Here is a 25,387-nt window from a genome sequence, read left to right as displayed (position 1 = left end):
ACCCGAAAAGCCCATCAATCCGAATGCGGTGAAACAAACGCCAGCGATGCCGGTCGTCCGCGCAATACAGCCAGCCGCAGCAAATGCCCAGAGCGGGCCCGAAACCGAGCGTCGTGAATAAGAGAGGATAGATTAACGGCCTTCAACCTCTACCTTCGCACTGGTCGAAAAATGGATTCTCCACCTCCTCCGGTGGAAATGAAATTCAACCCCTGGCATGATGAAGAGGACGGGCGCTTCACCTTCGCCGGGCAGGGGCGCTATTTTCCGGCTGGCGGTGCGCGGAGCGTAGTGCCGCCAAGAGGTCAGAATCGTCGGACTGTTCGCATGGATGGCGACAGGATGCCCGATCGCCGTCCGCATCGCGCCGATCATCCGAACAACCACTCAATTTATATGGTGCAATCGGGCGATACGCTGACCCAGATCGCCGCGCACCGCAAGGGGCTAACCGCGCGCGATTTGGCATGGCTGAACCAGCATCCGCTCGATCGGCCGCTCCGCATCGGACAGCGGATCAAACTGCCGCATCAGGCCTATCTGGATGCAGGGCAGGCAGCCAGAACCAAGTTTCTGACGCTGGCCCATTATATGGGCACGCATGGCGGGAAATTGCCACCCGACCCGGCCAATCCGCCTTCGCTGGAAAGCCAGATACTCGACACCAACTGGCGCAAGGAAACGAAGAATGGCTATGATTTCCATATCGATGTCATTGCGCGCAATCGCCGGACCTATGGCGGACTGTCGCTGGCCGCTTCCCCTGTGCGATCACGCCATAGTCAGGCACAGGCGGGTAAGCCTGACCGTCTTGCCAACGACGATGGCGGCCATTTTATCGCTGCTCGTTTCAACGGCCCCCGCGACAGCTTCAACCATTTCGCCCAGAATTCCAACTTCAACCGCGGCAGCTATCGCGTCATGGAAGATTCCTGGGCCAGCGAGCTGCGCGCCGGGCATAAAGTGTTCGTGGATATCAAACCCCTCTATGAAGGAACTTCGCAACGGCCCTACCAGCTCAATGTCATCTGGGAGATCGATGGCAAAAAATTCAGAAGGAAGTTCCCGAACGAAGCGAAAGGCGCCGAAGATGGCAAAAGATAAGTTCGACATTCTGGGGCCGCTTTACAACGAGATCGGCGTGGAGCTGGTCAATATCGTCGGCGGCGATCCCGATGGCATTTTCCTCTACGTTGAAGTCGGCGACCGATGGATCAGCCCCAATATCTTCAAGGATGAAGGGCATCTGATTCGAAATCTCGACGACACCGAGGCTCTTTCCGACCTTCTTTGGAAAGCCTGGTATGCCGAATCAGATGAAGGCGGCATCAAGCGCTGGTCGATCCTGGAATATGAGATCAAGGACGGAAAGTTCGAGATCAACTACCGTTATCCCGACGAGGTGGATGTCGAAGTAATCGATGACGAACGCCGTCAGGCCGCTCTGCGTGCGCGTTTCGGCAGCAAGCCTGTCGTCTATCCACCCATGCCGAAGGGCGCAGTCGAGTTGAAGCCCTGACGTCAATTGCGTCCTGACGCAAAGCCCCCATATTGCCCCCATGGCCATTCAGATCCGCACCACGCTCGACGAACCCGATACCGGCACCAGTTTCGTGCCGCACCGCCCGGCGCGGCCGGAAAAGAGCGAGGGGGGGCGGCGCTTCACGCTGGTCAGCGATTATGAACCGGCGGGCGATCAGCGTACCGCCATCCCCGAACTTGTAGAGGGCGCGCTGGCGGGCGAGAAGGATCAAGTGCTGCTGGGCGTCACCGGCTCGGGCAAGACCTTCACCATGGCCAAGATGATCGAGGCGTTGCAGCGCCCTGCCCTGATCCTTGCGCCGAACAAGATACTCGCGGCCCAGCTCTATGGCGAGTTCAAGAGCTTCTTCCCCGACAATGCGGTCGAATATTTCGTCAGCTATTATGATTATTACCAGCCCGAAGCCTATGTCGCGCGGTCCGACACCTATATCGAGAAGGAAAGCTCGGTAAACGAAAGCATCGACCGGATGCGCCATTCGGCGACGCGATCGTTGCTGGAGCGGGACGATGTCATTATCGTCGCGTCGGTCAGTTGCATTTACGGCATCGGCTCCGTTGAAACCTATTCGGCCATGACCTTCTCGATGAAGAAGGGCGGGATCGAGGATCAGCGCGAGATCATCCGCAAGCTGGTCGCACTCCAATATAAGCGCAACGATGCCGGTTTTTCGCGCGGCAATTTCCGCGTGAAGGGCGACAATCTGGAAATTTTCCCGTCGCATTATGAAGATACCGCCTGGCGCATATCCTTTTTCGGCGACGAGATTGAAGAAATTGTCGAGTTTGATCCGCTGTCGGGGCGCAAGGTTGCGAGTCTCGACTATGTGAAGGTCTTTCCCAACAGCCACCATGTCACCCCCGGCCCTACGCTGAAACAGGCGATGGAGGCCATCCGCCATGAACTGACCGAACGGCTCAAGGAACTGGAGGCGGAGGGCAAGCTGCTGGAAGCGCAGCGGCTGGAGCAGCGGACCAATTTCGATTTGGAGATGATCGCGGCGACCGGAAGCTGCGCAGGCATCGAGAATTATTCGCGCTTCCTGACCGGACGCCTGCCGGGCGAACCGCCGCCGACCCTGTTCGAATATCTGCCCGAAAATGCGCTGCTGTTCGTCGATGAAAGCCACCAGACCGTGCCGCAGATCGGCGCGATGGCGCGGGGCGATCATCGGCGCAAGATCACGCTGGCCGAATATGGATTCCGCCTGCCCAGTTGCATCGACAACCGCCCGCTGCGCTTCAACGAATGGGACGCGATGCGGCCGCAGACGGTCAGCGTCTCGGCCACGCCCGGCAACTGGGAAATGGAACAGACCGGCGGCGTGTTCAGCGAACAGGTCATTCGCCCCACCGGCCTCATCGACCCGCCGGTCGAGATCAAGCCGGTCGAGGATCAGGTCGATGATCTGATCAACGAATGCCGCAAGGTGGCAGCGCAGGGCTATCGCACGCTCGTCACCACGCTGACCAAGCGGATGGCGGAGGATCTGACCGAGTTCATGCATGAGGCGGGGCTAAAGGTCCGCTACATGCATAGCGATGTCGAGACGCTGGAGCGGATCGAACTGATCCGCGACCTGCGGCTCGGCGTCTATGATGTGCTCATCGGCATCAACCTGCTGCGCGAGGGGCTGGATATTCCCGAATGCGGTCTGGTCGCGATTCTCGATGCGGACAAGGAGGGCTTTTTGCGCTCCGAAACCTCGCTCATCCAGACGATCGGCCGCGCGGCGCGCAACGTCGACGGGCGGGTGATCCTCTATGCCGATCGCATCACCGGCAGCATGGAACGGGCGCTGGGCGAAACATCCCGGCGGCGCGAAAAGCAGGAGGCCTATAACCTCGAACATGGCATCACGCCGACCACGATCAAGCGCAATATCGGCGACATCATCGCCCATGTCGCATCAAAGGATCAGGTCACCGTCGACACCGGCCTGGACGACCGCCCCCATCTGGTCGGCCACAATCTGCGCGCCTATATCGAGGAACTGGAAAAGAAGATGCGCGCCGCCGCCGCCGATCTGGAGTTCGAGGAAGCCGGGCGCATCCGCGACGAAATCCGCAAACTGGAAGCCGATGAACTGGGCCTGCCCCACGAGCAGCAGGTGGCGGCCCCAAGGGGACGCGCGACGGAGGGGAAGCCGGGAACGCGGAAATTGCGCTATGGGAAGACGCAGAAGAAATTCGGGCGTTAGTAGCGCCTTTTGCGCTGCATACCTTGGACGGCAGCAATATGATGACCGTAAACGTCGATTCAAATCTGCGATAAATCGCTGCAGATTGGATGAAAGAGCGTTGAAGGATCGGCACTTGGTCAAACCCACCAAACTTTATGCCCAACTTTTGGAATCACGGCGTCGGACCATCGCCTTCCGGGACTTTGTCGCACTGGTAATGGCCTTCGGATTCTCGGAAGCGAGGGTGAAAGGGAGCCATCGCTGTTTTCGCCATAGCGATTGTCCCCGGCTCCTGGTTATCCAGCCTAAGGGCAGTGACGCCAAAGACTATCAAGTGCGTGAACTCCTTGATATGATCGAGGAGTATGGCCTGACGATGGAAGATTGATGCAACATCATTATCACATCAATGTCTTCTGGTACCCAGAGGACGCGTGCTGGATTGCAGATGTGCCAGACCTACGCCCATGTTCCGCGCATGGCGAGACGCCGACGGAGGCGATTGCGGAAGCTGAAATCGCTATCGAACTATGGCTAGAAGTCGCGCGCGAGAATGGAATGCCGATTCCTGCCCCTCGTTACCGTCCCGCCATCTACGCCGCCTGACGCCCCTCAATCCCGGCGGCTGGTCACGCGCCCGGTGCCGTCGCTGGTGATTTCGATGAGATGGGCGGTGTCATTGTCGCATTGCGCTTTCCAGCCCATCACGCCCTTGCGCACTTCCATCCGAACCGATTCGCTCACCACCGGGCATGGTGCGCCCGATGCCCGGATCGCCCGTTCCAGCACGCCATTGCGCTGCGCGTCGTCCAGTTGGGCGACTTGCGCCGCAGCCCCTGTGTCCGGTGCGACCTGATTATCCGGGGCAGCCATCGGCGCTTCGTTGCCACCGCAAGAGGCAAGGCCGAGAGAAGTGGCTATGACTACCCAACTGCTGATGGTCGTTCTCTTCATATCCGGCGTCCTCATTTTGAATTTCAATATTGGCGTCGATTAACAGAGCAAGCCGACCGCCGCTGAACGCGCTAATCAGAAGAGCGAGGGGCCGGTGTCAGACGACTGCTTTCAAGCAGCGGCAAACCTGCTTCAGTCGGCACATAAATGATGCTGGCGTCCTTGGCATCAATCGCCTGAATCTGCAGATAGCGAAGATAGCCATCCGGCCCGCCAAGACTGTCCTGCAAAATTCTATTGGCGCGGGCAGCCCCTTCGGCCCGAACCACTTCGGCATCGGCCAACATCTTAGCGCTTTCCAATCGTGCTCTTGCCTCCAACACCGCGATCTGACGCGACGATTGCGCTTCTGCAAGCGCTGCGCGCCCAGACTGTTCCTTGCTATAGACATTATAACTCGGACATCCCCAGAGGACGCCAGACAATGTCACGAAAAAAAGGATGGAAAGCCCCAGCACGCCCGTTCCAGTCAGTCGCATGATTTCCCCCAAGAATGATATTAGTCCGCAAAGCCATCGGTCGCGCGGATCAGTGCGTCCAATATGCCCGGTTCATTATATGCATGGCCTGCGCCTTCGATCATGTCGAAGCGCGCCTGCGGCCAGGCCCGGTGCAATGCCCAGGCGGTTTCGGCCGGACAGGCCATGTCGTAGCGCCCCTGCACGATGACGCCGGGGACGCCCGCCAGCCTGCCTGCGTCGCGCAGCAACTGGCCATCGTCCATCCAGCCGCCATGGACGAAATAATGATTTTCGATACGGGCAAAGGCCAGCGCGAAATCGTCCGCGTCATGCGCCGCTGAAAGCGCGGGGTCGGGCAACAGGCGGATCGTCTCGCCCTCCCACACGCTCCAGGCGCGGGCGGCGGCGATCTGCGCGGCGCGATCCGACCCGGTCAAACGGCGGTGATAGGCGTGGAGCAGGTCGCCCCGTTCTTCCACAGGGATGGGAGCAATGAAGCGCTCCCATTTGTCGGGATAGATGCGGCTTGCACCATGCTGATAATACCAGTCGATCTCGCTGCGCCGGATGGTGAAGATGCCGCGCAGGATGAGTTCGGACACGCGCTCCCCATGCGCCTGTGCATAGGCGAGCGCCAGCGTCGATCCCCAACTTCCGCCGAACACCAGCCATTGGTCGACGCCCATCATCGTGCGCAGCCGCTCGATATCGGCGACCAGATGCCAGGTGGTGTTGGCGTTGAGGTCCGCATGCGGTGTCGATCGGCCGCATCCCCGCTGGTCGAACAGCAGCACATCATAGCGTGCCGGATCGAACAGGCGGCGATGGTCGGGCGCGATGCCGCCACCCGGCCCGCCATGCAGGAAGACGGCCGGCTTCGCGCCGGGGGTGCCTACCCGTTCCCAATAGACAAGGTGGCCGTCGCCGACGTCGAGATGACCGGAGGCGAAGGGAGCGATCGGGGGATAGAGTGCGCGCATTCCTTGCTTCTAGCAGCCCCGGCCTGGCTTCGCCATGTTCCACCTCGGCCAGCCCCGGTTCAGCCGCGCCATTACATGTTGCGACAAATTTGTCCGTCAATTGCCAGAGTTCTGCGACAAGTGGCGGCTAATCGTTCATCAGCATCGGGTCTGATTTTTGGGGGTTTTCGTGCGGTTTTCCACGTCCATAGTGCTTGTTCCGTTCCTGCTGGGGACAGCGCCTGCCGCGCTGATGGCGCAGGAGGTGCCCGTCGGCGCGCCACCCGCCCAGATGGACGATATAGAGGGCGAAGAGATAATCGTCACTGGCCAGGCCCCACGCGGGTCGGTGATCGGCAATATCGAACCGGAACAGACCCTATCGGCTGCCGATGTCCGCGCGCTGGGCGTTACGTCCATTTCCGAAATGATCAGCGAATTGTCGCCGCAGACCAATGGTTCGCCGGTGATTCTGCTCAATGGCAAGCGGATATCGAGCTTCTCGGAAATTCAGGACATTCCCTCCGAAGCGGTGGCGCGAGTCGAAATCCTGCCCGAACAGGTGGCGCTCTCCTATGGCTATGCGCCGACGCAGAAGGTCGTCAATGTCGTGCTGCGCGAGCGGTTCCGCGCCGAAACCGCCGAAGCGCGCGCGGGCGTGACGACGCAGGGCGGGCGGGAGAATGGCCAGGTCGAAGCCGGGATGCTGCGCATTCAAGGCGACAATCGCTTCACCCTGAACCTCAAATATAGCCGCGCTGCCGCCCTGCTGGAAAATGAGCGCGGCATCCTTCCGACTGCGCCGGGTCGCCCCTATTCGCTTGGTGGCAATATCACTGCCCCGACCTTGGGCGATACCATCGACCCAGCGCTTTCGGCCCTGGCGGGACAGAGCGTGACCGTGGCGAGCGTCCCTACTAGCGCAGCGTCCGGTGCCCCCAGCCTCAATGATTTCGTCGCAGGCGCGAACATCACCGGCGTCAGCGACCTGACGCGCTATCGCAGCCTGAGCCCGGAAACGGAGAATTTCTCCGTCAACGCCACGCTGGCCCGCGCGCTGGGCGGCGTGACCGCCACGCTCAATGGACGACTGGAACTGTCGGACAATGATTCGTTGCAGGGCCTGTCCGCCGCCCAGTTGACGCTGCCGGGCGGCAATCCCTTCTCCCCCTTCGCAGGTGACACGGCACTTTATCGCTATCTGGCGCAGGCGGGCGCACTGGAGCAGCAGATACGCGGCACCACGGGGCATATCGGGCTGACGCTGAACGGTCAGTTGGGGCGTAGTTGGCAATGGTCCTTCACCGGCAATGGTGACCTGTCGATCACCCGTACCCGGACCGAGCGCGGCATTGACACCGGCGCGATCCAGGCCGCGCTTGATGCGGGGGACGCCAGCGTCAATCCCTATGGCAGCTTCGCTCCCGACCTGATCGCCACGCGCCTGTCCGACCTGGCGCGGGCAAAGAGCCAGGCGGTGCAGGGCGACCTGCTGCTGAACGGCACCTTGTTCAGCCTGCCCGCTGGCGACGTCACCACCTCGATCCAGTTCGGCGCATCCGCCAACGGCTTTGACAGCCGGTCGGTGCGATCGGGCGTCGAGAGCGAGACCCGCTATAGCCGGGAAATCGGCAGCGGTCAGTTGAGCCTGGACCTGCCGATCACCAGCCGGTCGCGCGACGTGCTGGGCGCAGTTGGCGACATCAGCGTCAATCTGAACGCGGCCGCGCAGCATCATTCGGATTTCGGGACGCTTTCGACATTGGGCTATGGCCTGCGCTGGGAACCGGTGAAGGCGGTGCAGATATTGGCATCCGCCAATCAGGATCGGGCTGCGCCAACGGGCGCGCAGATCACGGACCCGCTGATCGCCACGCCGAATGTCTCGGTCTTCGACTATGCGACCGGGCAGAGCGTGTTCGTCACCCAATTGTCAGGCGGCAGCGCCGCGCTGCGCGCAAGCGTGCGCGACCAGTTCCGCCTGTCAGCCAGGGTCAAGCCGTTCGAAAAGCCCAATCTGACGCTGACCGCCACCTATCTCAACAGCCGGACCAGCAATCCGATCGCGGCCTTTCCTACGCCGACACCGGCGCTGGAAGCGGCCTTCCCGCAGCGTTTCCTGCGCGATGCGGACGGCAGCCTGCTGCAGATCGACGCCCGGCCGCTCAATTTCCTCCGTTCGCAGAGCGAGCAACTGCGCTGGGGCTTTGACCTGTCGATCCCGATCAAGTCGCATATCCAGAAACTGATGGAAGCGTGGCGCGCGTCGGGCGGCAAGCCCGAAGACCGGCCACCCGAATTGGCGGCCTTGTTCGGCAACCGACCGCAGCGCGCACCAGGGCAAGAGGGTGCCGACCGGCCGCGCGGAGAAAGGGGCGCGGGACAAGGCGGGCGCCCGTCCGGCCCACGCGGCGGCGGCTTTGGCGGCGGACGCGGCGGTGGCCAGGGCGGCGGACGGATAAGCTTCAGCCTTTATCACACCTGGCATCTGACCGAGAGTATCGACATTGCGCCCGGCGTGCCGCAACTCGACCTGCTGAACGGCGACGCGACCGGATCGGCTGGCGGTCAACCCCGGCATGAGATCGACGCGCGGATCGGCTATACCAATAACGGTATCGGCGCACGGCTGGGCATTGATTGGGAAAGCGGCACCCATGTCGATGGCGCGCTTGGTGGAGGATCACGGCTGAACTTCGGCAGCCTCGCTACCGCAAACCTGCGTATCTTCGCCAATCTGGGGCAAATGCCGATGCTGGTGAAGGATATGCCGTTCCTGCGCGGGGCACGGGTGTCGATCGGCATCGACAATATCTTCAACCAGCGCCGCGAGGTCACCGATGCCACGGGCATGACCCCGCTGCGGTATCAGCCCGGCTATCTCGATCCACTGGGCCGCAGCGTGTCTATCAGCATCCGCAAGCTGTTCTCTCCCAATTTTGGCGGCGGGAACAGGTCGCGTAGTTAAATTCCTGTTAGCCACGCCTAAAGCCCGTCGTTGCCCTGCCGTTATGACAGCTATCAAAGGTTCGGGAGACGACGGGATGAAGCCGATCAGGATTGTGGTTGTCGACGATTCGCTCACCATCAGGGCGATGATCGAGACGTTGCTGGAGCGCGACCGCCGGGTTCAGGTGGTCGGGATCGCCCGCAATGGCGAGGAAGCGATCGACATGATCCGGCTGGAAAAGCCCGATGTCGTGACCCTCGACATCGCCATGCCCGGCAAGGACGGCATGGCGATATTGGACGAGATCATGGACATGGATCCATGCCCGGTCATCATGCTGTCCAGCCTGATGCGCGAAGGCGCACCGATCGTCGCTGAAGCGATGGACCGGGGCGCCGCCGCCTGCTTCAACAAGGCGATGATCGTGCGCGAAGCCACGCGCTTCGTCACCCTGATCAAGGCCGTGGCGCGCGGCCTGGTGGAGATGGATGTGGAGCCAGTCGCGATTGCGGCCTGAACGCAATATAAAAAGGGGGAAGAGACCAATGGCTTCTTCCCCCTTTTTTATGCGTCACGCATCAGCGCGCGGATGGTTTGGAACTGGCGAGTGCCATGGCGTTGGCGGCACCGCTGGCGGGCTGTACCGGCCTGTCTTTCCCCGAAATATAATAGGCGCTCAAAGTGGCGACGCCCAAGACGATCACCAATCCCAATATGGCGCGATTGCCTCTGCCGGACCTTTGTCCAGAGTTCGTCCGACCGTCATCATCACCTTTGCGCATATCTTATTCTCCATCGGGTGTATCCGTGGAGCATAATCACTACCGAACCCCGGTGTTCCTGCGCAAAATGGTGATATTTTGTTGCTGAACCAGTCCTTTAGTTACTCAATAAGCAGATCAGGACGCGAGCGTTTTGGGCGCATTACGCAAGGCACTCAGATCGATCATACCAGCAAATTCTACGCCCATTCGGTCGCCCTTCGACCATTTGGCGGTCGCATTGACCGATTGGCCTTCTGCCAACTCGATGGCGAACAAAGTGCCGGATGGCACATTCCATAGCCCTTCGATCAGCGCGCCAGTGGCCGAGATGTTGCGGACCCGACCCGTGTAGACATGGCCTTGGTGGTGAATGGCCACGGTTCGCAACATGGTCTTGCGACTGGGCCGACTGGATTTGAAGCCGTCCATCGCCACGTTGGCTCCATGCGTGTCGTGGCTTGCCATGACATCGGCGAAGGGCATGGGGCGGCCATAGATATAGCCTTGAACATGGCTACACCCCAATTGCCGGATCAGCGCAAGTTCGTCTTGCGTTTCCGCGCCTTCAGCGGTCGTATCCATCCCCAGCGCCTCCGCCAGGCTGACGATCGCCTTGATGATGGCGCTGTTGCGGCTGCCCTTGATAGCCGCGCCCCGCACGAAACTCTGGTCAATCTTGATCTTGTCGAACGGCGCCTTCTTCAGATAGCCGAGCGAGGAATAGCCCGTCCCGAAATCATCCAGCGCCAATCTTACACCCAATGCCTTCAATCGCGCGAACATGGCGTCGGTGCCATCATCGTCGTTCAGGAAGACATTTTCGGTGATTTCAAGTTCGAGGCGTTCGGGGGCCAGTTGCGACGCGGCGAGTGCATTCATGACCGTGGACGGAAAGCCGATATTGGCAAATTGCGTCGGCGAGACGTTGACTGCAACGCGAATGCCATCGTCCCATTGCGCTGCGTCTCGACAGGCGGTGTGGATGACCCATTCACCGATCTGACTGATCATCCCGCTGTCTTCGGCGATGGGAATGAACAAGGCGGGCGAAATCGGCCCCCGCACGGGATGCGTCCAGCGCAACAGCGCCTCATATCCAGTGATCTGATCTGTCCGCAATGACACGACAGGTTGATAGGCCAGATGCAAGCCATCGCTGGCCAGCGCATGGCGAAGATCCTGTTCCAGGCGACGGCGATCTTCGGCGTCGGCATGCATTTCCGACGAATAGAAGCGATGCCTGCCTCGGCCGTCACCCTTCGCCGCATAGAGCGCAAGGTCGGCGTTGCGAATAAGCGCATCGGCCGTAACGCCATCCTGGGGCGCACAGGATATGCCGATGGATACGCCGATAACGACGGCATTGCCTTCGATCGAATAGGGCTGGGCCACCGCGTTGATGATGGTCTGGGCCAGAAGGGCCAATGCATCCCGGTCATGATGTCCAGGCAGCAATATCTTGAACTCGTCGCCCCCCTGACGCCCGACCAACCCCTTGTCGCCGACGGTGCGTTTAAGTCGCTGGCTGACCTGGCGCAGCAGCGCGTCTCCTGCAGGGTGGCCCAGCGTGTCATTGACCAGCTTGAACCGATCAAGGTCCAGCATCATCAACGCGCAATCGCCCGGTCGGCCCGGCCGCTCCGTGACCGCCTGCTCCAAGGAACTGAGCATCTGGATACGATTGGCAAGGCCGGTGAGGGAATCGAACTGGGCAAGGCGCGTCACTTCGGCCTGACTGCGGCGCATTTCCGTCAGGTCCGTGCCGCTGCCGCGAAAGCCATGAAATTGCCCATATTCGTTGAACACCGGCTGGCCGGAAATCGACCACCACCGCTCTTCCTTCGCCATCGCCGCGCAGACCGAGAGGTCGGAAAAGCCGGTCCGCGCCGACAGATGAAAGCCCAGCGTGCGCTCCCCGTCGCCTTGCTGCCTGTCGCCCGGCCGGATGATTTCCGTCATCGGGCGGCCGATCAGCGCGCCTTCGCGCGCATCAAGCGTTTGCGCCAGCGTATCGGATATGTAGGTCAGGCATCCGTGCCGGTCGGTTTCCCAGAACCAGCCCCGCCCGGTGCGCTCATGCTCCAACAATAGTCGATCGGAACGCTGCGCGCGCAGGTCCTGCCTATGCCGTTCGATGGCGCAGTCCCGATCAACCGTGGCTTGCCGCACCGTCGCAACAGCCATCACGATCACGCAACACAACAGCATGCCGATGTGCGTGACACCGGCATGTTCCGTCACGGCCACCAGCAACAGGCCGAGAAAATAGCCGATCCCCAACAGACGCCTGTCGCCGAAAATACAGACAGCCAATAGAGCGACGGCCAATTCGGGGACTGCCAAAAGAAAAGCCGGTGCCGACGCCGCTGCGGGTGCCTGCCCTAGCCAGAGGCTGAAGCAGAGCCCCGACAAAAACACCATCGGCAACATCAGCCGATTCTGGACATGGGGCTTGACCGCTTGAAACGACGCCTGGCGCGGGACGATCATCAAGACGCCGTCGACCAACAGCATGATAGCCAGGACTACGGCCTGCTCCCCGTCCCCTGCGTGATAAAAGGGGATATGCAGGAGGCTGACGATGCAGATCTTCGCCAGCAGGATCAACGGCCACAAGCGCGCGATCGGCGCGAACGCTCCCGAAATCCAGGATGCGGAAACCTCGGTTCCGCTTTCCGTCAGGCCCAGTGCGACCATCAAGGTCATCGGCCGCGAAGACGGATCAGACAAGGAAGCGCGCAATGGATTCATGCGCCCAATAATAGCGCCAAGTCGTTGACAGAGGCTTACTGCCCGAACTCCTGTAATCATAAGATTACATCATCGGGTCAGGCAGTAGCGCCCGCTACTCAGACACGCATCGGCATAAGGACATACAGGGCGGGACTGGCATCATTCTCGCGAATCAAGGTCGGTGCCGCGGCATCGGCCAGATGCAGCTCGACCAGATCGCTGTTGATCTGCCCTAGAATATCGAGCAGATAGCGCGCGTTGAACCCGATATCGAAGCCCTCACCCTGGAAGGCGCCGGGTACTTCTTCGGCCGCCGTGCCATTTTCCGGGCTGGTTACCGACAGGGTGATCTTGTCGCGGTCGAGGCTCATCTTGACCGCGCGGGTCTTTTCGGTCGCGATGGTCGCAACGCGATCGACACCTTCTTCGAAGCCACGCGGGTCGATCTTGAGCAATTTGTCGTTCGCGGTCGGGATGACGCGGCTATAATCGGGGAAGGTACCGTCGATCAGCTTGCTGGTCAGGATCGCGCTGCCCAGCCCGAACCGGATCTTGCTCGCCGACAGCGCGATCTGGATCGACCCATCGACCTCGTCGAGCAATTTGCGCAGTTCGGCGATGCATTTGCGGGGAATGATGATGCCCGGCATGCCGTCCGCGCCATCCGGGCGAGGCACGGTGATGCGGGCGAGGCGGTGGCCGTCGGTCGCGGCGGCGCGCAAAACCGGCTGGCCGTCGTCGGCGACGTGGAAATAGATGCCGTTCAGATAATAGCGCGTCTCTTCGGTCGAGATCGCAAAGCGCGTCTTGTCGATGATCTGCTTCAATGTCTCGGCCGGCAGTTCGAAGCTGGTCGGCAGTTCGCCTTCGGCAATGACCGGAAAGTCGTCGCGCGGCAGGGTCGACAGGTTGAAGCGCGCACGCCCGGCCTGGATCAGCATCTTGCCCTCGGCCGCCTGCAGCGAGACCTGGCTGCCTTCGGGCAGTTTGCGCGCAATGTCGAACAGCGTGTGCGCCGAAATGGTCGTCGCGCCGGGCTGCTCGACTTGTGCTGCGATACTGTCCACGATCTGGAGGTCGAGATCGGTCGCCATCAGCTTGATCGCGCCATCGGCCGATGCTTCGATCAACACGTTGGACAGGATGGGAATAGTGTTCCGGCGCTCGACCACCGACTGGACGTGGCTCAGGCTCTTGAGGAGCGTTGCGCGTTCGATGGTGGCCTTCATGTCCCTGATCTGTCCGTTTCTTTTTAAGCCGATAGCCAGGATTCGGTCGAATCCCGGCGACAATGATGGATGGTTCTTCATAACCGCTGTTGCGGCGTGGGCAAGCACTCGCTCACCCTTTCGCGCTGCATCGGGGTTGCAAATGGGGACAGGTTGGGCTTTGCCGTTCGCATGCGCGCTGCCTTTTTACTCCTTACGCCCCTGCTGTTGGCGACCGCACCGGCCATGGCGCGCGATTCTCTTGGAATATTCGACGGTTGGGGCGCCTTCCGTGACCCGGCGACGCCGCGTTGCTATGCCATCGCCCAATCGGTGATGCGCGGTGGACGGAGCGGCAAAGGCTTTGCCTCCGTCGGCACCTGGCCGCGTCAGCGGGTGCGCGGACAGATTCATCTGCGCCTCAGCCGCGCCCGGTCGGACAAGGCGCCGGTGACGCTCAGCGTGGGCGAGCGCCGATTCTCCCTGGTGGCAGGCAAGGTTGACGCCTGGGCCGCCGACGCGCGTGGCGATGCGGCGATTATCGCAGCCATGCGATCAGCCAGCAGCATGAGCGTGCAAAGCATCGACACGCAAGACCGCGCCTTTGTCGACAGCTACGCCCTGCGCGGCGCAGCGACGGCGATCGATGCAGCGGCGCTGGGCTGCGCACGGGTGCGGTAGGCGCACGCTTTCACATTTTGTGAAAATCGACTATGGGCGCGTTCATGCAATCAGCCGCCAACCTTGTCATGCCGATTCCCGGCCTCATCGATCCTGTGCCCGTGCCCCGCGCCGTCACGCCCCGCGCGGATGGTCGCACCGACCTGCTCGGCCTGTCGCGCCCGCAGATCAAGGCCGTGCTGGAGGAAGCGGGGCTGGACGTGAAGGCGGCCAAATTGCGCGCCAAACAGTTGTTCCATTGGCTCTATCATCGTGGCGAGACCGATTTCGACGCGATGACGGACCTCGCCAAGCCGATGCGCGGCTGGATGGCCGAGCGCTTCGTCGTCGGCCGCCCGGAGGTGGTGGAAGCGCAGGTGTCCAACGACGGCACGCGCAAATGGCTGCTCCGCTCGGACGACGGGCAGGATTATGAGATGGTGTTCATCCCCGATGCGGATCGGGGAACGCTGTGTGTGTCGAGCCAGGTCGGCTGCACGCTGAACTGCCGTTTCTGCCATACCGGCACGATGCGGCTGGTGCGCAATCTGACGCCGGGCGAGATTGTCGGCCAGGTCATGCTGGCGCGCGATGCGCTGGGCGAATGGCCCAAAGGCAATATGGGCAGCGGCATCGCAGTGCTGGACGACGAAGACGAGGATGCGCCGCAATATTCGCCCGATGGGCGGATGCTGACCAACATCGTGATGATGGGCATGGGCGAGCCGCTCTATAATTTCGAGCATGTCCGCGATGCGCTCAAGGTCGTGATGGACGGCGATGGCCTGGCCCTCTCGCGCCGCCGCATCACGCTCTCGACCAGCGGCGTCATCCCTATGATGGCGCGCGCGAGCGAGGAGATCGGCGTGAACCTAGCCGTCTCGCTCCATGCCGTGACCAAGGAAGTGCGCGACGAGCTGGTGCCGCTCAACAAGAAATATGGGATCGAGGAACTGCTCCAGGCCTGCGCCGACTATCCAAAGGCGAGCAATGCCCGGCGCATCACCTTTGAATATGTGATGATCCGCGACAAGAATGACAGCGACGAGGATGCCCGCGAATTGGTGCGGCTGTTGCGCAAATATAAGCTGCCCGCCAAGGTCAACCTGATCCCGTTCAATCCCTGGCCGGGCAGCGATTATGAATGTTCGACGCCCGATCGCATCCGCGCATTCAGTTCCATCGTGTTCGAAGGCGGGATTTCCGCGCCGGTTCGTACCCCGCGCGGGCGCGACATCATGGCGGCCTGTGGCCAGTTGAAGTCGGCAAGCGAGAAGAAGAGCCGGGCCGAACTCGACCGGCTGGCAGCGGAGAAGCAAGCAGCGCTGGGATGAGGCGGAGCCGGTGACGCGCGCCCAGTATGGCGCGAGACGATAGCCCCGCCCTGATCCGGCGGGGTTTTTCTTTGTGGGAATGGCGATGACGGATGACGAGATCGAACGGCTGGCGACGGGATTTTGCGATTGCACCCTGCCCAAGGCCGCATGGACCCATGGCGCGCATTTCGCGACGGCGCTGTGGCTGATCCTGAGGCGCGCCGACATCGACCCGGAACGCGATATGCCCGCGATGATCCGACGCTATAATGAGAGCGTGGGCGGGGTGAATAGCGACACGGGCGGCTATCATGAAACGATCACCCAGGCGTCGCTGCAGATGACGCGTGCGCTACTGACCGCATTGCCGGTGGACGCGACACCCGCAACCGCCTTTGCCGCCCTGATGGCGTCGCCGCTTGGGAACAAGGACTGGCTGTTCACTTATTGGTCGCGCGAGACGCTGATGACCCCCGCGGCACGACGAGCCTGGATCGAGCCGGACATCCAGCCGCTGCCCGCATAGAAAAGGGCGGCCCTTTGCAGGACCGCCCTTCGTCATTTCAACGGATCCGCAAGGATCAGAAGCGGAAACCGACGCCGACCATCGCGGCGTCACGGCCGCCGATGTTCTGCTCATATTCGGTGCGCTGATATTCAGCCGAGATATAGGTCGACGGGGTCGCCGCGAATTCCAGACCACCACCGAAGCGGACGCCTTCCAGGCCAGCGCCGTCACCATCGACTTCGAAGCGGGTGGTGGCATAGCCGACCTTGCCGAACGCCAGGACGCGCGGCGTGGCGACGAAGCCAAGGCGCAGCGACGCAGCGAGATCGCGGCTGACGTCCAGGCCGAAATCGTCGACGGTGGTGTCGCCCAGGCTGACTTCGATGCCGCCGGTGACGCGAGGGGCGAGCGCCAGGTCGTAACCAGCGGTCACGCCATAAGCGAAGCCTTCTTCGCCGCCGATCTTGTCATAGCCCATGGTGACGCCAGCGCGCGGCCCGGTGAAGGGTGCAGCGTCCTGAGCGACGGCAGGGGTTGCAACAACGACAGCAGCAATAGCTGCGAAAATCACAGTCTTCATAAATTCCTCGATATTATTATATTGCCTGACATAGTTTATCGTCAGGCTATTTGGTTCGACGCGAAGATTTCATGGCGCCATATGCGCCATGTTTATCCTATCCATGATTGCTTTTATTTTTAGCGATCATGAACGCGATCCGCATCGGCATCGCGTGATTGCCATCTAGGTGCGCCCTGTTGATTTGCAAAGGGGCTGGATTGTAAGTGGTCATGATTCTTGATTTATGTTGCAAAAGTGTGACATTGACAGCCATCGGACTGGGTGCCGACTGTCATACAGGCTCCGTGGATTTTCCCCGAAAAAGGCGTAAGGTTGCGCCAATGGATAGCCCCACTCCCACCGACGGCATCACCGTCAAGCGCCATCGGCTTTCGACCCGTTTGTGGCATTGGCTGAACGCCGCGCTGCTCTATGTCCTGTTCACCAGCGGCCTTGGCATCTTCAACGCCCATCCCCGCCTCTATTGGGGGCAGTATGGGGCGAATTTCGACCATACCTGGCTGGAGCTGGAGCGCTTTCCCGGTTGGATCACCTTGCCTGGCCTCTATAATCTCGCGATGTCGCGCCACTGGCATCTGACCGCTGCACCGATCTTTGCCTTCGCGCTGCTATTCTACATGCTCTGGAGCCTTGCCAACCGGCATGTGACCCGCGACCTCGCATTCCGCCGCGATGATCTGCGCCCGCGCCACATCTGGCAGGATATAAAGGACCATGCCCGATTGCGCTTCCCGACGGGGCAAGCGGCGCTGCGCTATAACGTACTGCAGAAGGCCAGCTATGTCGGCGTGATCTTCATCCTGTTGCCGCTCGTCATTTTGACCGGGCTGACCATGGCACCGGGCATGAATGCGGCCTGGCCCTGGCTGGTCGACCTGTTTGGCGGTCGACAATCGGCGCGCTCGCTGCATTTCATCGCCGCCTTTGCGCTGGCCGCATTTTTCATCGTGCATATCTTGATGGTCATCCTGGCCGGACCGATCAACGAAGTGCGATCCATGATTACCGGGCGATACCGAGTGCCGGAGGAACGACCATGATCCTGACCCGCCGCATGGCGCTGCTCGGCGCTGGCGCGATGCTCACCGGCTGCGACCGACTGGCCAGCCATGACAGCGTGCGAAAGGCCCTTTTTTCGGCCGAAAATTTCCATCGCTGGGCGCAGCGCAGCCTGATGGCCCGCGACGCGCTGGCCCAGGAATTCAGCCCTGACCAGATTTCGCCGATTTTCCGCGCCAATGGCACCGCCAATCCCAATACGCCCGCCTATAAGGCGCTGTGGCGCAATGGCTTTGCCGACTGGCGACTGGCGGTGACCGGCCTTGTCGAACGGCCGCTCTCCCTCTCGCTTGCCCAGCTACGGACTCTGCCCCATCGCGAGCAGATTCCCCGCCACGACTGCGTCGAGGGATGGAGCGCGATCGGCAAATGGCGCGGCGTGCCGCTGCGCACGATATTGGAGGGCGCACGGCTGCGCGATAGCGTGCGCTATCTCGTCTTCCGCTGCGCCGACGACATGGGCGGCGGACGGCCCTATTATGAAAGCATCGACCTGATCGACGCCTTCCATCCCCAGACCATCCTCGCCTTTGCGCTGAATGACGCACCCCTGACCGTCGCCAATGGTGCCCCGGTGCGGCTGCGCGTCGAACGGCAGCTTGGCTATAAACAGGCCAAATATCTCATGGGGATAGAGGCGGTGGCGACGCTGGACGGGATCGGCAAGGGCAAGGGCGGCTTCTGGGAGGATGTCGCGGGCTATGACTGGTATGCGGGTATTTGACGCAAGCTATCCGGGGTGACAAGGTAACGGCATGAGACTGTTCGAGCGGGTGTTGGGGCGACTGGTCACACGGGGCCAGCTAACGGTAACTTATGCAAATGGACGACGCTTTGTCGTTGGACAGCCCGATCCTGCCTTTCCCGATCTGGCGTTGCGATTTCACGATGGCCGCGTCCCCTTTGACATCGTTCGCGATCCCCGGTTGGGGATGGCCGAAGCCTGGATCGACGGCCGCATCGCCATCGAAGGCGGCGGCATCCTGGAATTCATATCCCTGATCCGGGCCAACACCCCCTGGGAAAGTGGCCGGTCGATCGACGCCAAGACGCTGCTGGCGCGCAGCATGGGCAGCGTGCGCCAGAAGCTATGGCGCGCCAATCACAAGGCACGGTCGAAGGCGAATGTCGCGCATCATTACGACCTGTCGGGCGCGCTCTATGCGCTCTTCCTCGACCGGGACCGCCAATATAGCTGTGCCTATTTCCCCGATGGCGACAATGAAGCCGGCATCAGCCTGGAACAGGCGCAGGAGGACAAGAAGGCGCATATCGCGGCCAAATTGCGGCTCGAACCGGGGATGAAGGTGCTCGACATCGGCTGCGGCTGGGGCGGGATGGCGCTGTATCTGCACCGTACCTGCGGCGTCGACGTGACCGGTATCACCTTGTCGGAGGAACAGCTCAAGGTCGCACGGCAAAGGGCAATGGATGCAGGCGTCGCCGACCATGTCCGCTTCGAACTGATCGACTATCGCGACATGACGGGCGCGTTCGACCGGATCGTGTCCGTTGGCATGTTCGAGCATGTCGGCACGGCCCATTATCGCAGTTTCTTCAGCAAGTGCCGCGACCTGTTGACCCCGGAAGGCGTTATGCTGGTCCACACGATCGGGCGGATGGGCGGCCCCGGCGTCACCGACGCCTTTACCCAGAAATATATCTTCCCTGGCGGCTATATTCCTGCCTTGTCGGAAATGATCGCGGGCAGCGAAGGCACGCGGTTGATGGTGACCGATGTCGAGGTGTTGCGGCTCCATTATGGGCTGACCATCCGCCAATGGTATAAGCGCACCATGGCGCATCGCGCCGAGATCGTCGCGCTCTATGACGAGCGCTTCTTCCGGCTGTGGACTTTCTATCTCGCCGGGGCCGCGACGGTGTTCGAACATGGCGGCATGGTCAATTACCAGGTCCAATATGCGCGCGACCGACGCGCGCTACCCATCACCCGCGACTATATGCTGGAGGCCGAGGCCGCACTGGCCGGACGCTGAATAGTGGCTGACAACGCCATTCGCTGACGGTTCAGCCGACGCACGGCATTCTCCTTGCCATGCCCCGCCTCTCCCGCGGGGTGGATGAGGAGAGAGAGCACATGAACATTTTATGGAAGGGCGCGGCTGCGGTGAGCCTCGCCATCGCAGGAATCGCCGCGGCAGCCCCGGCCCAGGCGCAATATCATGGCGGCTATCGCGACGGATGGCGGGGCGATCGTGATCGCGGCTGGGACAACCGCCGTTGGGACAATCGTCGCTGGGACGGGCGCAGGGACGGACGGCGCTGGGATGGCCGCCGCCACTGGCGGGGCGACCGGGGCTATTACCGGGCCGCCTATCGCCCGCGTTGCTGGACGCAATGGCGCTATGACTATTATCGCGATCGCAACGTCCGCGTCCGCGTCTGTCGTTGACGGGCCTGCCCCAGCCCGTCGATCAGGCTGATCGGCGGGTTGGGGCAGTTGACGGGTTGGCGGGCAAAAGGCTAGGCGCAGCCCAGCCAATTCCAAGGAACCGCATCATGAGCGATACGCCCCCCGACCATCTGTCCACCAATCCCAAAAGCCCCCATTTCAACATGGAGGTGCTGCAGCGTGGCATCGGCATCCGGTTCAAGGGTCGCGAGCGCAAGGATGTCGAGGAATATTCGATTTCCGAAGGCTGGATTCGCGTCGCGGCGGGCAAGACCCGCGATCGCCACGGCAATCCGCTGACGATCAAGCTGACCGGGCCGGTCGAAGCCTGGTTCGAAAATCCGGCCGAAGGCGCCGACGAAGACAAACCTGCCGACGCGGAATAAGCGTCATCCACAGGCGCGCGTCGGTTCGCGCGCCTGTCGTCAATTCAGGACGGACTGGCGTTTGACGTCCGCAATGATCGCGCTCAGCGTCCGCTGCGATGGCGTTGCGTCCGCATAGCTGACCACGCGCAAATCCGCCTCCAGACGCGGAGCCGCTTTCCGGGCGACCTTGGCCAGGGCGGCAGGTGCCTGCGCGACCATGATGCCGCCATGGGGAGCGGGCGCGCGATGCGGCCGACGCCTATCCCACATATCCGCGTCGATTTTGGCAAAGCGCACGCTACTGCCCAAGGCGGGGTCAGGCGTGAAATCATGCAATTTCGCTTTGGCCGGATAGATGAAGCCGAAGGTCGGGTTGGTGCGCGCGCCCATTTGCGCGGTCGGGCTGTGCCAGACGCGCACCTGGCTCCAGTCGCCGCCGTCCGACACGTCGATGGCCAGCACATCTTCCTCGATCGCGCCGGGCAGGGACCAGTTGGCGTGGCGGATCAGCACGCGCCGATCGTCCAGCACGCGACTGACCACCGCGACATGACCCAGCATCATCGGGCCATGCGGCCGGAACGCCAGCACCGCGCCCTTTTTGGGCTTGGCACCGCGTTTATACTGTTGGCTGGCCTGGTCCCACCAGGTCAGCGCATCCCCGCGAATATCTACACCCGACACGATGCGTGCATAAGGCACGCATTGCAGCACCGCCGCGCTCCACAAGGGCGCAGCCGTCAGACCGGACGCCAGCAATGCTGCCGCCCGGACAAGTCCTCGAATCATTTATGCGATCCCGAAACCCAAGAATCGCCCCACCAAGGACGACCCTAGATCGCGACTATTTATGAAGAGGTTAAAGGATCAGAATGCCGCGCGGGGCGCGCCGCCGCTGGCCGCTGCCGATGCGATCTGCACCGGCTGATCAATGGTCCGGGCCGGCTGGGCATAGATGAAACCGCGCGCCGCATTAGAGCGCAGGCCCAGATTGCCGATCGGGCCATACCATACGCGCACATCGGTCCAGTCATTGTTGGCCGATACGTCGATCGCGCGGACATTGCGCTCGATACCGCCGCGATAGGACCAATTGGCATGGGTCAGCAGCACTTCGCGATCATTGACGACCTTGCTGACCATCGCGACATGGCCGACGGGCATGGAGCGGCTTGCGGCAAAGGCGAGGACGGCACCGACACGCGGTTCATGGCCACGGTCATAGCGGCCTTCCGCCTGGTTCCACCAAGTATGCGCGTTGCCGTAAAGGTCGATGCCGGACGCCTGACGGGCGAAGGGCACGCATTGCAGCACTCCGGCCGTCGCAGGCGTAACGATCAGGGAAGAGAGCGCAAGAAGAGCAGCTGCGAAAACCGCGCGAAAACTACCGATCATGCGAATACGACCCCGACTTGGCTTTTAGGCTTTTGCCCCGATGGCTGCTTCAGGCCAGACGCCGGACGTGATGGAAAGCGCCGGGCGACGAGTCGTTGCGACGACGCGTTATGTCGCGGAACAAAAGAGATGGCCCGCCGTTACCGTTAATCGAGTCGCCGCCGTCAAATCGTTGAAAAGCGACGATTCTGTCCCGGTCATCCAGACCTGCCCCCCTGTTGCGGCCAATCGGTCGAACAAGGCAGCCCGCCGCGACGGGTCGAGATGCGCCGCCACTTCGTCGAGCAGCAGGACCGGCGGTTGCCCGCGATCGGCCGCGACCAGCGCCGCATGGGCGAGCAAGATGGACAGCAGCAACGCTTTTTGCTCGCCGGTCGAACACAGCGCGGCTGGCTGCGCCTTGGCAATATGGGTGACAGCCAGATCATGGCGATGTGGCCCGGACAGAGTCCGTCCTGCCGCCGCATCGCGTCGTCGATCCCGCCCCAGCCGAACCGCCAAAGGCTCGTCGCTGGCACCCTCTTCCTGCTCGATCAGGACGGACGGGCGGGCAAAAGGCGCGTCGGGCTGGTCGGCCAGCACCATGTTCAGGCGCATGACCAGATCGGTGCGCGCTTGCGCCAGCGCGGTGCCATGCTCGTCCATCTGCGCCTCCAGCGCAGTCAGCCAGACGGGGTCCGCACGGCGCAGGTCGACCAGCAGCCGGTTGCGCGCGCGCATCGCCGCGTCATAGCGGGCGCTGTGCGCGGCATGACCAGGATGCAGCGCCAGCGTCAGCCGATCCAGAAACCGCCGCCGCCCGCCCGGACTGTCGAGAAACAGCCGGTCCATCGCCGGGGTCAGCCACACGATCGCCAGATGGTCGGCCAGCGCATTGGCTGACGACGCCACCCCGCCGATCCGCACCTGTCGCCGGTCGGGCGTGGCGGCCGATACGCCCGTGCCCAGCACAACCCCGTCCACCTCCGCCGCGACGCCAAAGCCGCCCGCTCCATCCTGCCGCGTCATCGCGCGCAGGGCCGCGCCGCGCAGCCCGCGCCCCGGTGCCAGCATCGACACGGCTTCTAATATATTGGTCTTGCCCGCGCCATTGTCGCCGGTCAGCAGGATGAAAGGATGATCGGGCAGGATCAGCGCATCCGCATGGTTGCGGAAATCGCTCAAGGTCAGGCGGCCGATCATCGCGCGGCTGTAGCGGGCAAGAGGCTGTCGGGGAAGCGCTTAGCAGCGCTTGCGTGTTGCAGACGTCCCGTCATTGACGATGATGAGCCGTTGCCCATCGTCTGCCAGGGCGAGCGACATAGTACGGGTCCAACTTTGTCCCTCGCCGGTAAAGGCTGCTGTGACCGACAAACGCCCGTCCTCCCCCGGCGTGGCCTTTTGCACAGTGCCGACGCTTTCATGGAAGACCAACTGGTCCGGCAGAATATTCAATTCCTTATCCGCCGCCCGGTCGCCGCATCGATCATTGATGCCGGTCCAGCGTCCGTGCAGAGCCGCCGGGATCGGTCCGGCCATGTCGGCGTCGGCAGCAGTCGCGTTGGATGCCGTTTCGACCGGCGACGTTGCGTTCGCCGGTGGTGCGTTATCCTGCTCCATTTTTTCGGTGCGGTCGCTGATATTCGCCGTCACCGACGGCGACGCGTCCGGTGAGTCCGCTGCCTTGTCGCAGGCGGCAAGCGCGATCGGGAGAAGGATGGCAAGGGCAAGGCGCATGACCACAGGAACAGGCAAGTTGCGCGGTGGTTCCTTCGATAGCGCCATTCCCCAATGGCCGACTTGCGCCCGGCTGTCATTACCGTCATCACCAAGCCTTGCGAAGATCAGCGCGATGTCTGCCGTTTCGCCGACATTCATGATCAACGAGGCATTGCGATCATTTACAAGGGGGCGAGCGGCTCCCGTCGCCTGACTGATGGAGCCCAACCGATGAAGCGCCTGACTTTCCTTCTTGCCACCGTCGCTGCCCTGACCGCATCGACCAGCGCCATGGCCGCCCTGGCCGTCGGCGCCAAGGCCCCCGAATTCACCACGCGCGGGGCGATGGCGGGCAAGACCTTCACGCTGACCCTGTCGCACCAGTTGAAGCGTGGGCCGGTCGTCCTCTATTTCTTCCCCAAGGCGTTCACGCCGGGCTGTTCGGCCGAAGCGCGCGAATTTGCCGACAATATCGACAAGTTCAAGGCAGCGGGTGCGACCGTCATCGGCATGTCGGCCGATCCGGTCGATGATCTGGTCGCTTTTTCCACCAAGGAATGCGCGGGCAAGTTCGCGGTCGCCTCGGCCGGGCCGGGCATTGTCTCTGGCTATGACGTCGCGCTCAAAATGCGGCCGGGCATGACCGATCGTACCTCTTATGTCATCGCGCCATCAGGGCGGATCGCCTTCGTCCATTCCGAAATGAGCTATGCCAATCATGTGAAGACCACGCTTGCCGCGGTCGAAGCGATGAAGCAGAAATAAGAGCGCGTTATCGCTGGCGGGGTAGAAAATCGCCGCCAGCGATCAGCGGCAAATCCGTTACCGGCAGGGCGTAGACATAGGCCCAGGCGACGATGGGGCCGTCCGGTCCCCACACGCTCAGTTTTTCGCGGCGATATTCGTGCGGCTGCGGATAGGTGGCGGCGCATTCCTCATACGCATCGAGCCAGGCAAGCGTCGCCGCAGGATCAGACAGCGCGAGCAGGTCGCCAATGACCTGCCCCTCCGGCCCCGGCAGGAAAGCGGGATAATCCCCCACTCGATAAAGCCGTCCTTGGGCAAAAGCGCGACCGATATATTGAGTCGCCCCTTGCAACCGCTGCGCCATCGGCCCGTCAAAGCCCCGTCGCAACGTGCCATAGACAAAGAGTGGCGGATGGATCACGCACATGCCCCGCAAAAATTCCTAACCAGCAGGAATTTTCGCCAATAGGCGTAATTTTTGACATGTGCGCACCCGACTGCGACGGCGGAAAACCCCGCATTTCTCAAAGAAATCAAAACTGGCACGGCTTCTGCATTCCCTGAAAGCATCAAGGCCGGATGGTCCGGCCACCAGACAAACAGGGAGTTTTCATCATGTCCATCACCCGTTTCCAGCATGTCGCCGTTGCGTTCACCGGTGCCATCCTCGTCGCCAGCCTGTTCATCAGCGCGGCGGTGCCGGTCCTGCCGATCGCCTGATCCGCCTGCAACCCAGCCTCTCCAGATCGATTTGAAAGCCAAACCCAAGTTGAACAGTGCCGGCGGAACACGCAGGGAACGCGAGCTGGTAAGTATTTGATTTTGCTAGGCGTGGGTTTGGGGGCAAAACCGGATGTGCTAACAACATTTTGCCTGTAACTGGCCG

At 61.9% G+C, this 25,387-nt stretch carries 29 protein-coding genes; 17 read left to right on the top strand and 12 right to left on the bottom strand.

Annotated features, from left to right (window positions below; genetic code table 11):
- The first annotated feature begins 198 nt into the window (after positions 1 to 198).
- The 5 genes from SxD43FB_RS19890 to SxD43FB_RS19870 all read left to right on the top strand — a co-directional run bounded on the left by SxD43FB_RS19890 (position 199) and on the right by SxD43FB_RS19870 (position 4,331).
- On the top strand, positions 199 to 1,104 hold the full coding sequence (locus tag SxD43FB_RS19890) for a DNA/RNA non-specific endonuclease (RefSeq protein ID WP_096063664.1): 906 nt from the start codon (positions 199 to 201) through the stop codon (positions 1,102 to 1,104).
- Positions 1,091 to 1,519 (top strand): hypothetical protein, encoded by a 429-nt coding sequence (locus tag SxD43FB_RS19885; RefSeq protein ID WP_096063663.1) that lies wholly within the window; start codon positions 1,091 to 1,093, stop codon positions 1,517 to 1,519. Before SxD43FB_RS19890 ends, SxD43FB_RS19885 begins: the two co-directional genes overlap by 14 nt.
- A 40-nt stretch (positions 1,520 to 1,559) precedes the next feature.
- Positions 1,560 to 3,743 carry an excinuclease ABC subunit UvrB gene (gene uvrB / locus SxD43FB_RS19880; RefSeq protein WP_096063662.1) on the top strand — a complete coding sequence of 728 codons (2,184 nt, stop codon included), beginning with the start codon at positions 1,560 to 1,562 and terminating at the stop codon, positions 3,741 to 3,743.
- A 115-nt stretch (positions 3,744 to 3,858) separates the two neighbouring features.
- Positions 3,859 to 4,113 carry a type II toxin-antitoxin system HicA family toxin gene (locus tag SxD43FB_RS19875; RefSeq protein ID WP_096063669.1) on the top strand — a complete coding sequence of 85 codons (255 nt, stop codon included), beginning with the start codon at positions 3,859 to 3,861 and terminating at the stop codon, positions 4,111 to 4,113.
- On the top strand, positions 4,113 to 4,331 hold the full coding sequence (locus SxD43FB_RS19870) for a type II toxin-antitoxin system HicB family antitoxin (protein WP_096063661.1): 219 nt from the start codon (positions 4,113 to 4,115) through the stop codon (positions 4,329 to 4,331). Before SxD43FB_RS19875 ends, SxD43FB_RS19870 begins: the two co-directional genes overlap by 1 nt.
- A gap of 6 nt (positions 4,332 to 4,337) precedes the next feature.
- On the opposite strand, the gene SxD43FB_RS19865 is transcribed toward SxD43FB_RS19870, so the two are convergent.
- From SxD43FB_RS19865 to pip, 3 genes are all read right to left on the bottom strand, one after another.
- Positions 4,338 to 4,679 carry a hypothetical protein gene (locus SxD43FB_RS19865; protein WP_096063660.1) on the bottom strand — a complete coding sequence of 114 codons (342 nt, stop codon included), beginning with the start codon at positions 4,677 to 4,679 and terminating at the stop codon, positions 4,338 to 4,340.
- A gap of 71 nt (positions 4,680 to 4,750) precedes the next feature.
- The gene (locus SxD43FB_RS19860) at positions 4,751 to 5,158 is read right to left on the bottom strand and encodes a membrane protease subunit (protein WP_176482858.1); all 408 of its coding nucleotides are present in this window, start codon (positions 5,156 to 5,158) and stop codon (positions 4,751 to 4,753) included.
- A gap of 20 nt (positions 5,159 to 5,178) precedes the next feature.
- Complete coding sequence (pip, locus tag SxD43FB_RS19855; protein WP_096063659.1) at positions 5,179 to 6,120, bottom strand: prolyl aminopeptidase; 942 nt, start codon at positions 6,118 to 6,120, stop codon at positions 5,179 to 5,181.
- Positions 6,121 to 6,289: 169 nt separating this feature from the next.
- Here pip and SxD43FB_RS19850 point away from each other — a divergent pair, with 169 nt between their 5' ends.
- Positions 6,290 to 9,067 carry a TonB-dependent receptor gene (locus tag SxD43FB_RS19850; protein ID WP_096063658.1) on the top strand — a complete coding sequence of 926 codons (2,778 nt, stop codon included), beginning with the start codon at positions 6,290 to 6,292 and terminating at the stop codon, positions 9,065 to 9,067.
- Positions 9,068 to 9,143: 76 nt separating this feature from the next.
- A complete protein-coding gene (locus tag SxD43FB_RS19845) occupies positions 9,144 to 9,566 on the top strand; it encodes a response regulator (RefSeq protein WP_037473893.1) in 423 nt (140 codons plus the stop codon).
- Between the two features lie 61 nt (positions 9,567 to 9,627).
- On the opposite strand, the gene SxD43FB_RS24915 is transcribed toward SxD43FB_RS19845, so the two are convergent.
- Both SxD43FB_RS24915 and SxD43FB_RS19840 read right to left on the bottom strand, forming a co-directional pair.
- Positions 9,628 to 9,831: a hypothetical protein gene (locus SxD43FB_RS24915; RefSeq protein ID WP_141249552.1), complete on the bottom strand. Its 204-nt coding sequence runs from the start codon at positions 9,829 to 9,831 to the stop codon at positions 9,628 to 9,630.
- A 117-nt stretch (positions 9,832 to 9,948) separates the two neighbouring features.
- The gene (locus SxD43FB_RS19840; protein WP_255245822.1) at positions 9,949 to 12,327 is read right to left on the bottom strand and encodes an EAL domain-containing protein; all 2,379 of its coding nucleotides are present in this window, start codon (positions 12,325 to 12,327) and stop codon (positions 9,949 to 9,951) included.
- Positions 12,328 to 12,394: 67 nt separating this feature from the next.
- On the opposite strand from SxD43FB_RS19840, the gene SxD43FB_RS26060 reads away from it, so the two are divergent.
- Positions 12,395 to 12,592: a hypothetical protein gene (locus tag SxD43FB_RS26060; protein ID WP_255245821.1), complete on the top strand. Its 198-nt coding sequence runs from the start codon at positions 12,395 to 12,397 to the stop codon at positions 12,590 to 12,592.
- Positions 12,593 to 12,662: 70 nt separating this feature from the next.
- Here the strand turns inward: SxD43FB_RS26060 and dnaN are convergent, their stop codons facing one another.
- Positions 12,663 to 13,775 (bottom strand): DNA polymerase III subunit beta, encoded by a 1,113-nt coding sequence (gene dnaN / locus SxD43FB_RS19835; protein WP_096063656.1) that lies wholly within the window; start codon positions 13,773 to 13,775, stop codon positions 12,663 to 12,665.
- Between the two features lie 171 nt (positions 13,776 to 13,946).
- Here dnaN and SxD43FB_RS19830 point away from each other — a divergent pair, with 171 nt between their 5' ends.
- From SxD43FB_RS19830 to SxD43FB_RS19820, 3 genes are all read left to right on the top strand, one after another.
- Positions 13,947 to 14,435, top strand: a complete 489-nt coding sequence (locus SxD43FB_RS19830; protein ID WP_096063655.1) for a hypothetical protein — start codon at positions 13,947 to 13,949, stop codon at positions 14,433 to 14,435.
- A 44-nt stretch (positions 14,436 to 14,479) separates the two neighbouring features.
- Complete coding sequence (gene rlmN / locus SxD43FB_RS19825) at positions 14,480 to 15,748, top strand: 23S rRNA (adenine(2503)-C(2))-methyltransferase RlmN (protein WP_069065513.1); 1,269 nt, start codon at positions 14,480 to 14,482, stop codon at positions 15,746 to 15,748.
- Between the two features lie 85 nt (positions 15,749 to 15,833).
- Entirely contained in the window at positions 15,834 to 16,256 is a 423-nt protein-coding gene (locus SxD43FB_RS19820; protein WP_096063667.1) for a hypothetical protein, read from the top strand.
- A 55-nt stretch (positions 16,257 to 16,311) separates the two neighbouring features.
- Here SxD43FB_RS19820 and SxD43FB_RS19815 read toward each other — a convergent pair whose 3' ends face one another.
- Positions 16,312 to 16,818, bottom strand: coding sequence for an outer membrane beta-barrel protein (locus tag SxD43FB_RS19815; protein WP_069065512.1), 507 nt, complete (start codon positions 16,816 to 16,818; stop codon positions 16,312 to 16,314).
- A gap of 323 nt (positions 16,819 to 17,141) precedes the next feature.
- Between SxD43FB_RS19815 and SxD43FB_RS19810 the strand changes: the two genes are divergently transcribed.
- The 5 genes from SxD43FB_RS19810 (at position 17,142) to SxD43FB_RS19790 (ending at position 20,679) form a co-directional block, all read left to right on the top strand.
- Entirely contained in the window at positions 17,142 to 17,861 is a 720-nt protein-coding gene (locus tag SxD43FB_RS19810) for a cytochrome b/b6 domain-containing protein (RefSeq protein ID WP_096063654.1), read from the top strand.
- Positions 17,858 to 18,604 (top strand): molybdopterin-binding protein, encoded by a 747-nt coding sequence (locus tag SxD43FB_RS19805; protein ID WP_096063653.1) that lies wholly within the window; start codon positions 17,858 to 17,860, stop codon positions 18,602 to 18,604. Before SxD43FB_RS19810 ends, SxD43FB_RS19805 begins: the two co-directional genes overlap by 4 nt.
- Before the next feature lie 31 nt (positions 18,605 to 18,635).
- Complete coding sequence (locus SxD43FB_RS19800; RefSeq protein ID WP_096063652.1) at positions 18,636 to 19,877, top strand: cyclopropane-fatty-acyl-phospholipid synthase family protein; 1,242 nt, start codon at positions 18,636 to 18,638, stop codon at positions 19,875 to 19,877.
- Positions 19,878 to 19,978: 101 nt separating this feature from the next.
- Entirely contained in the window at positions 19,979 to 20,293 is a 315-nt protein-coding gene (locus tag SxD43FB_RS19795; RefSeq protein WP_069065508.1) for a hypothetical protein, read from the top strand.
- A 107-nt stretch (positions 20,294 to 20,400) separates the two neighbouring features.
- A complete protein-coding gene (locus tag SxD43FB_RS19790) occupies positions 20,401 to 20,679 on the top strand; it encodes a DUF3297 family protein (protein ID WP_037476705.1) in 279 nt (92 codons plus the stop codon).
- A 39-nt stretch (positions 20,680 to 20,718) separates the two neighbouring features.
- Here the strand turns inward: SxD43FB_RS19790 and SxD43FB_RS19785 are convergent, their stop codons facing one another.
- The 4 genes from SxD43FB_RS19785 to SxD43FB_RS19770 all read right to left on the bottom strand — a co-directional run bounded on the left by SxD43FB_RS19785 (position 20,719) and on the right by SxD43FB_RS19770 (position 23,919).
- Entirely contained in the window at positions 20,719 to 21,450 is a 732-nt protein-coding gene (locus tag SxD43FB_RS19785) for a CHAP domain-containing protein (RefSeq protein ID WP_096063651.1), read from the bottom strand.
- Positions 21,451 to 21,528: 78 nt separating this feature from the next.
- Positions 21,529 to 22,056 (bottom strand): CHAP domain-containing protein, encoded by a 528-nt coding sequence (locus SxD43FB_RS19780; protein ID WP_096063650.1) that lies wholly within the window; start codon positions 22,054 to 22,056, stop codon positions 21,529 to 21,531.
- Between the two features lie 108 nt (positions 22,057 to 22,164).
- Positions 22,165 to 23,238, bottom strand: a complete 1,074-nt coding sequence (gene recF / locus SxD43FB_RS19775) for a DNA replication/repair protein RecF (protein ID WP_096063649.1) — start codon at positions 23,236 to 23,238, stop codon at positions 22,165 to 22,167.
- Positions 23,239 to 23,277: 39 nt separating this feature from the next.
- Positions 23,278 to 23,919 (bottom strand): hypothetical protein, encoded by a 642-nt coding sequence (locus SxD43FB_RS19770; protein WP_255245820.1) that lies wholly within the window; start codon positions 23,917 to 23,919, stop codon positions 23,278 to 23,280.
- Positions 23,920 to 23,985: 66 nt separating this feature from the next.
- Between SxD43FB_RS19770 and SxD43FB_RS19765 the strand changes: the two genes are divergently transcribed.
- Complete coding sequence (locus tag SxD43FB_RS19765) at positions 23,986 to 24,519, top strand: peroxiredoxin (RefSeq protein ID WP_037478836.1); 534 nt, start codon at positions 23,986 to 23,988, stop codon at positions 24,517 to 24,519.
- A gap of 7 nt (positions 24,520 to 24,526) precedes the next feature.
- Here SxD43FB_RS19765 and SxD43FB_RS19760 read toward each other — a convergent pair whose 3' ends face one another.
- The gene (locus SxD43FB_RS19760; RefSeq protein WP_096063665.1) at positions 24,527 to 24,922 is read right to left on the bottom strand and encodes a gamma-glutamylcyclotransferase family protein; all 396 of its coding nucleotides are present in this window, start codon (positions 24,920 to 24,922) and stop codon (positions 24,527 to 24,529) included.
- Positions 24,923 to 25,387 lie beyond the last annotated feature (465 nt).

Origin of the sequence: Sphingobium sp. D43FB, from assembly GCF_002312805.1 — a bacterium.
Taxonomy (GTDB): domain Bacteria; phylum Pseudomonadota; class Alphaproteobacteria; order Sphingomonadales; family Sphingomonadaceae; genus Sphingobium.
The sequence above is the reverse complement of the archived record's forward strand: the minus strand, read 5'-3'. Positions and strand labels throughout refer to the sequence as shown.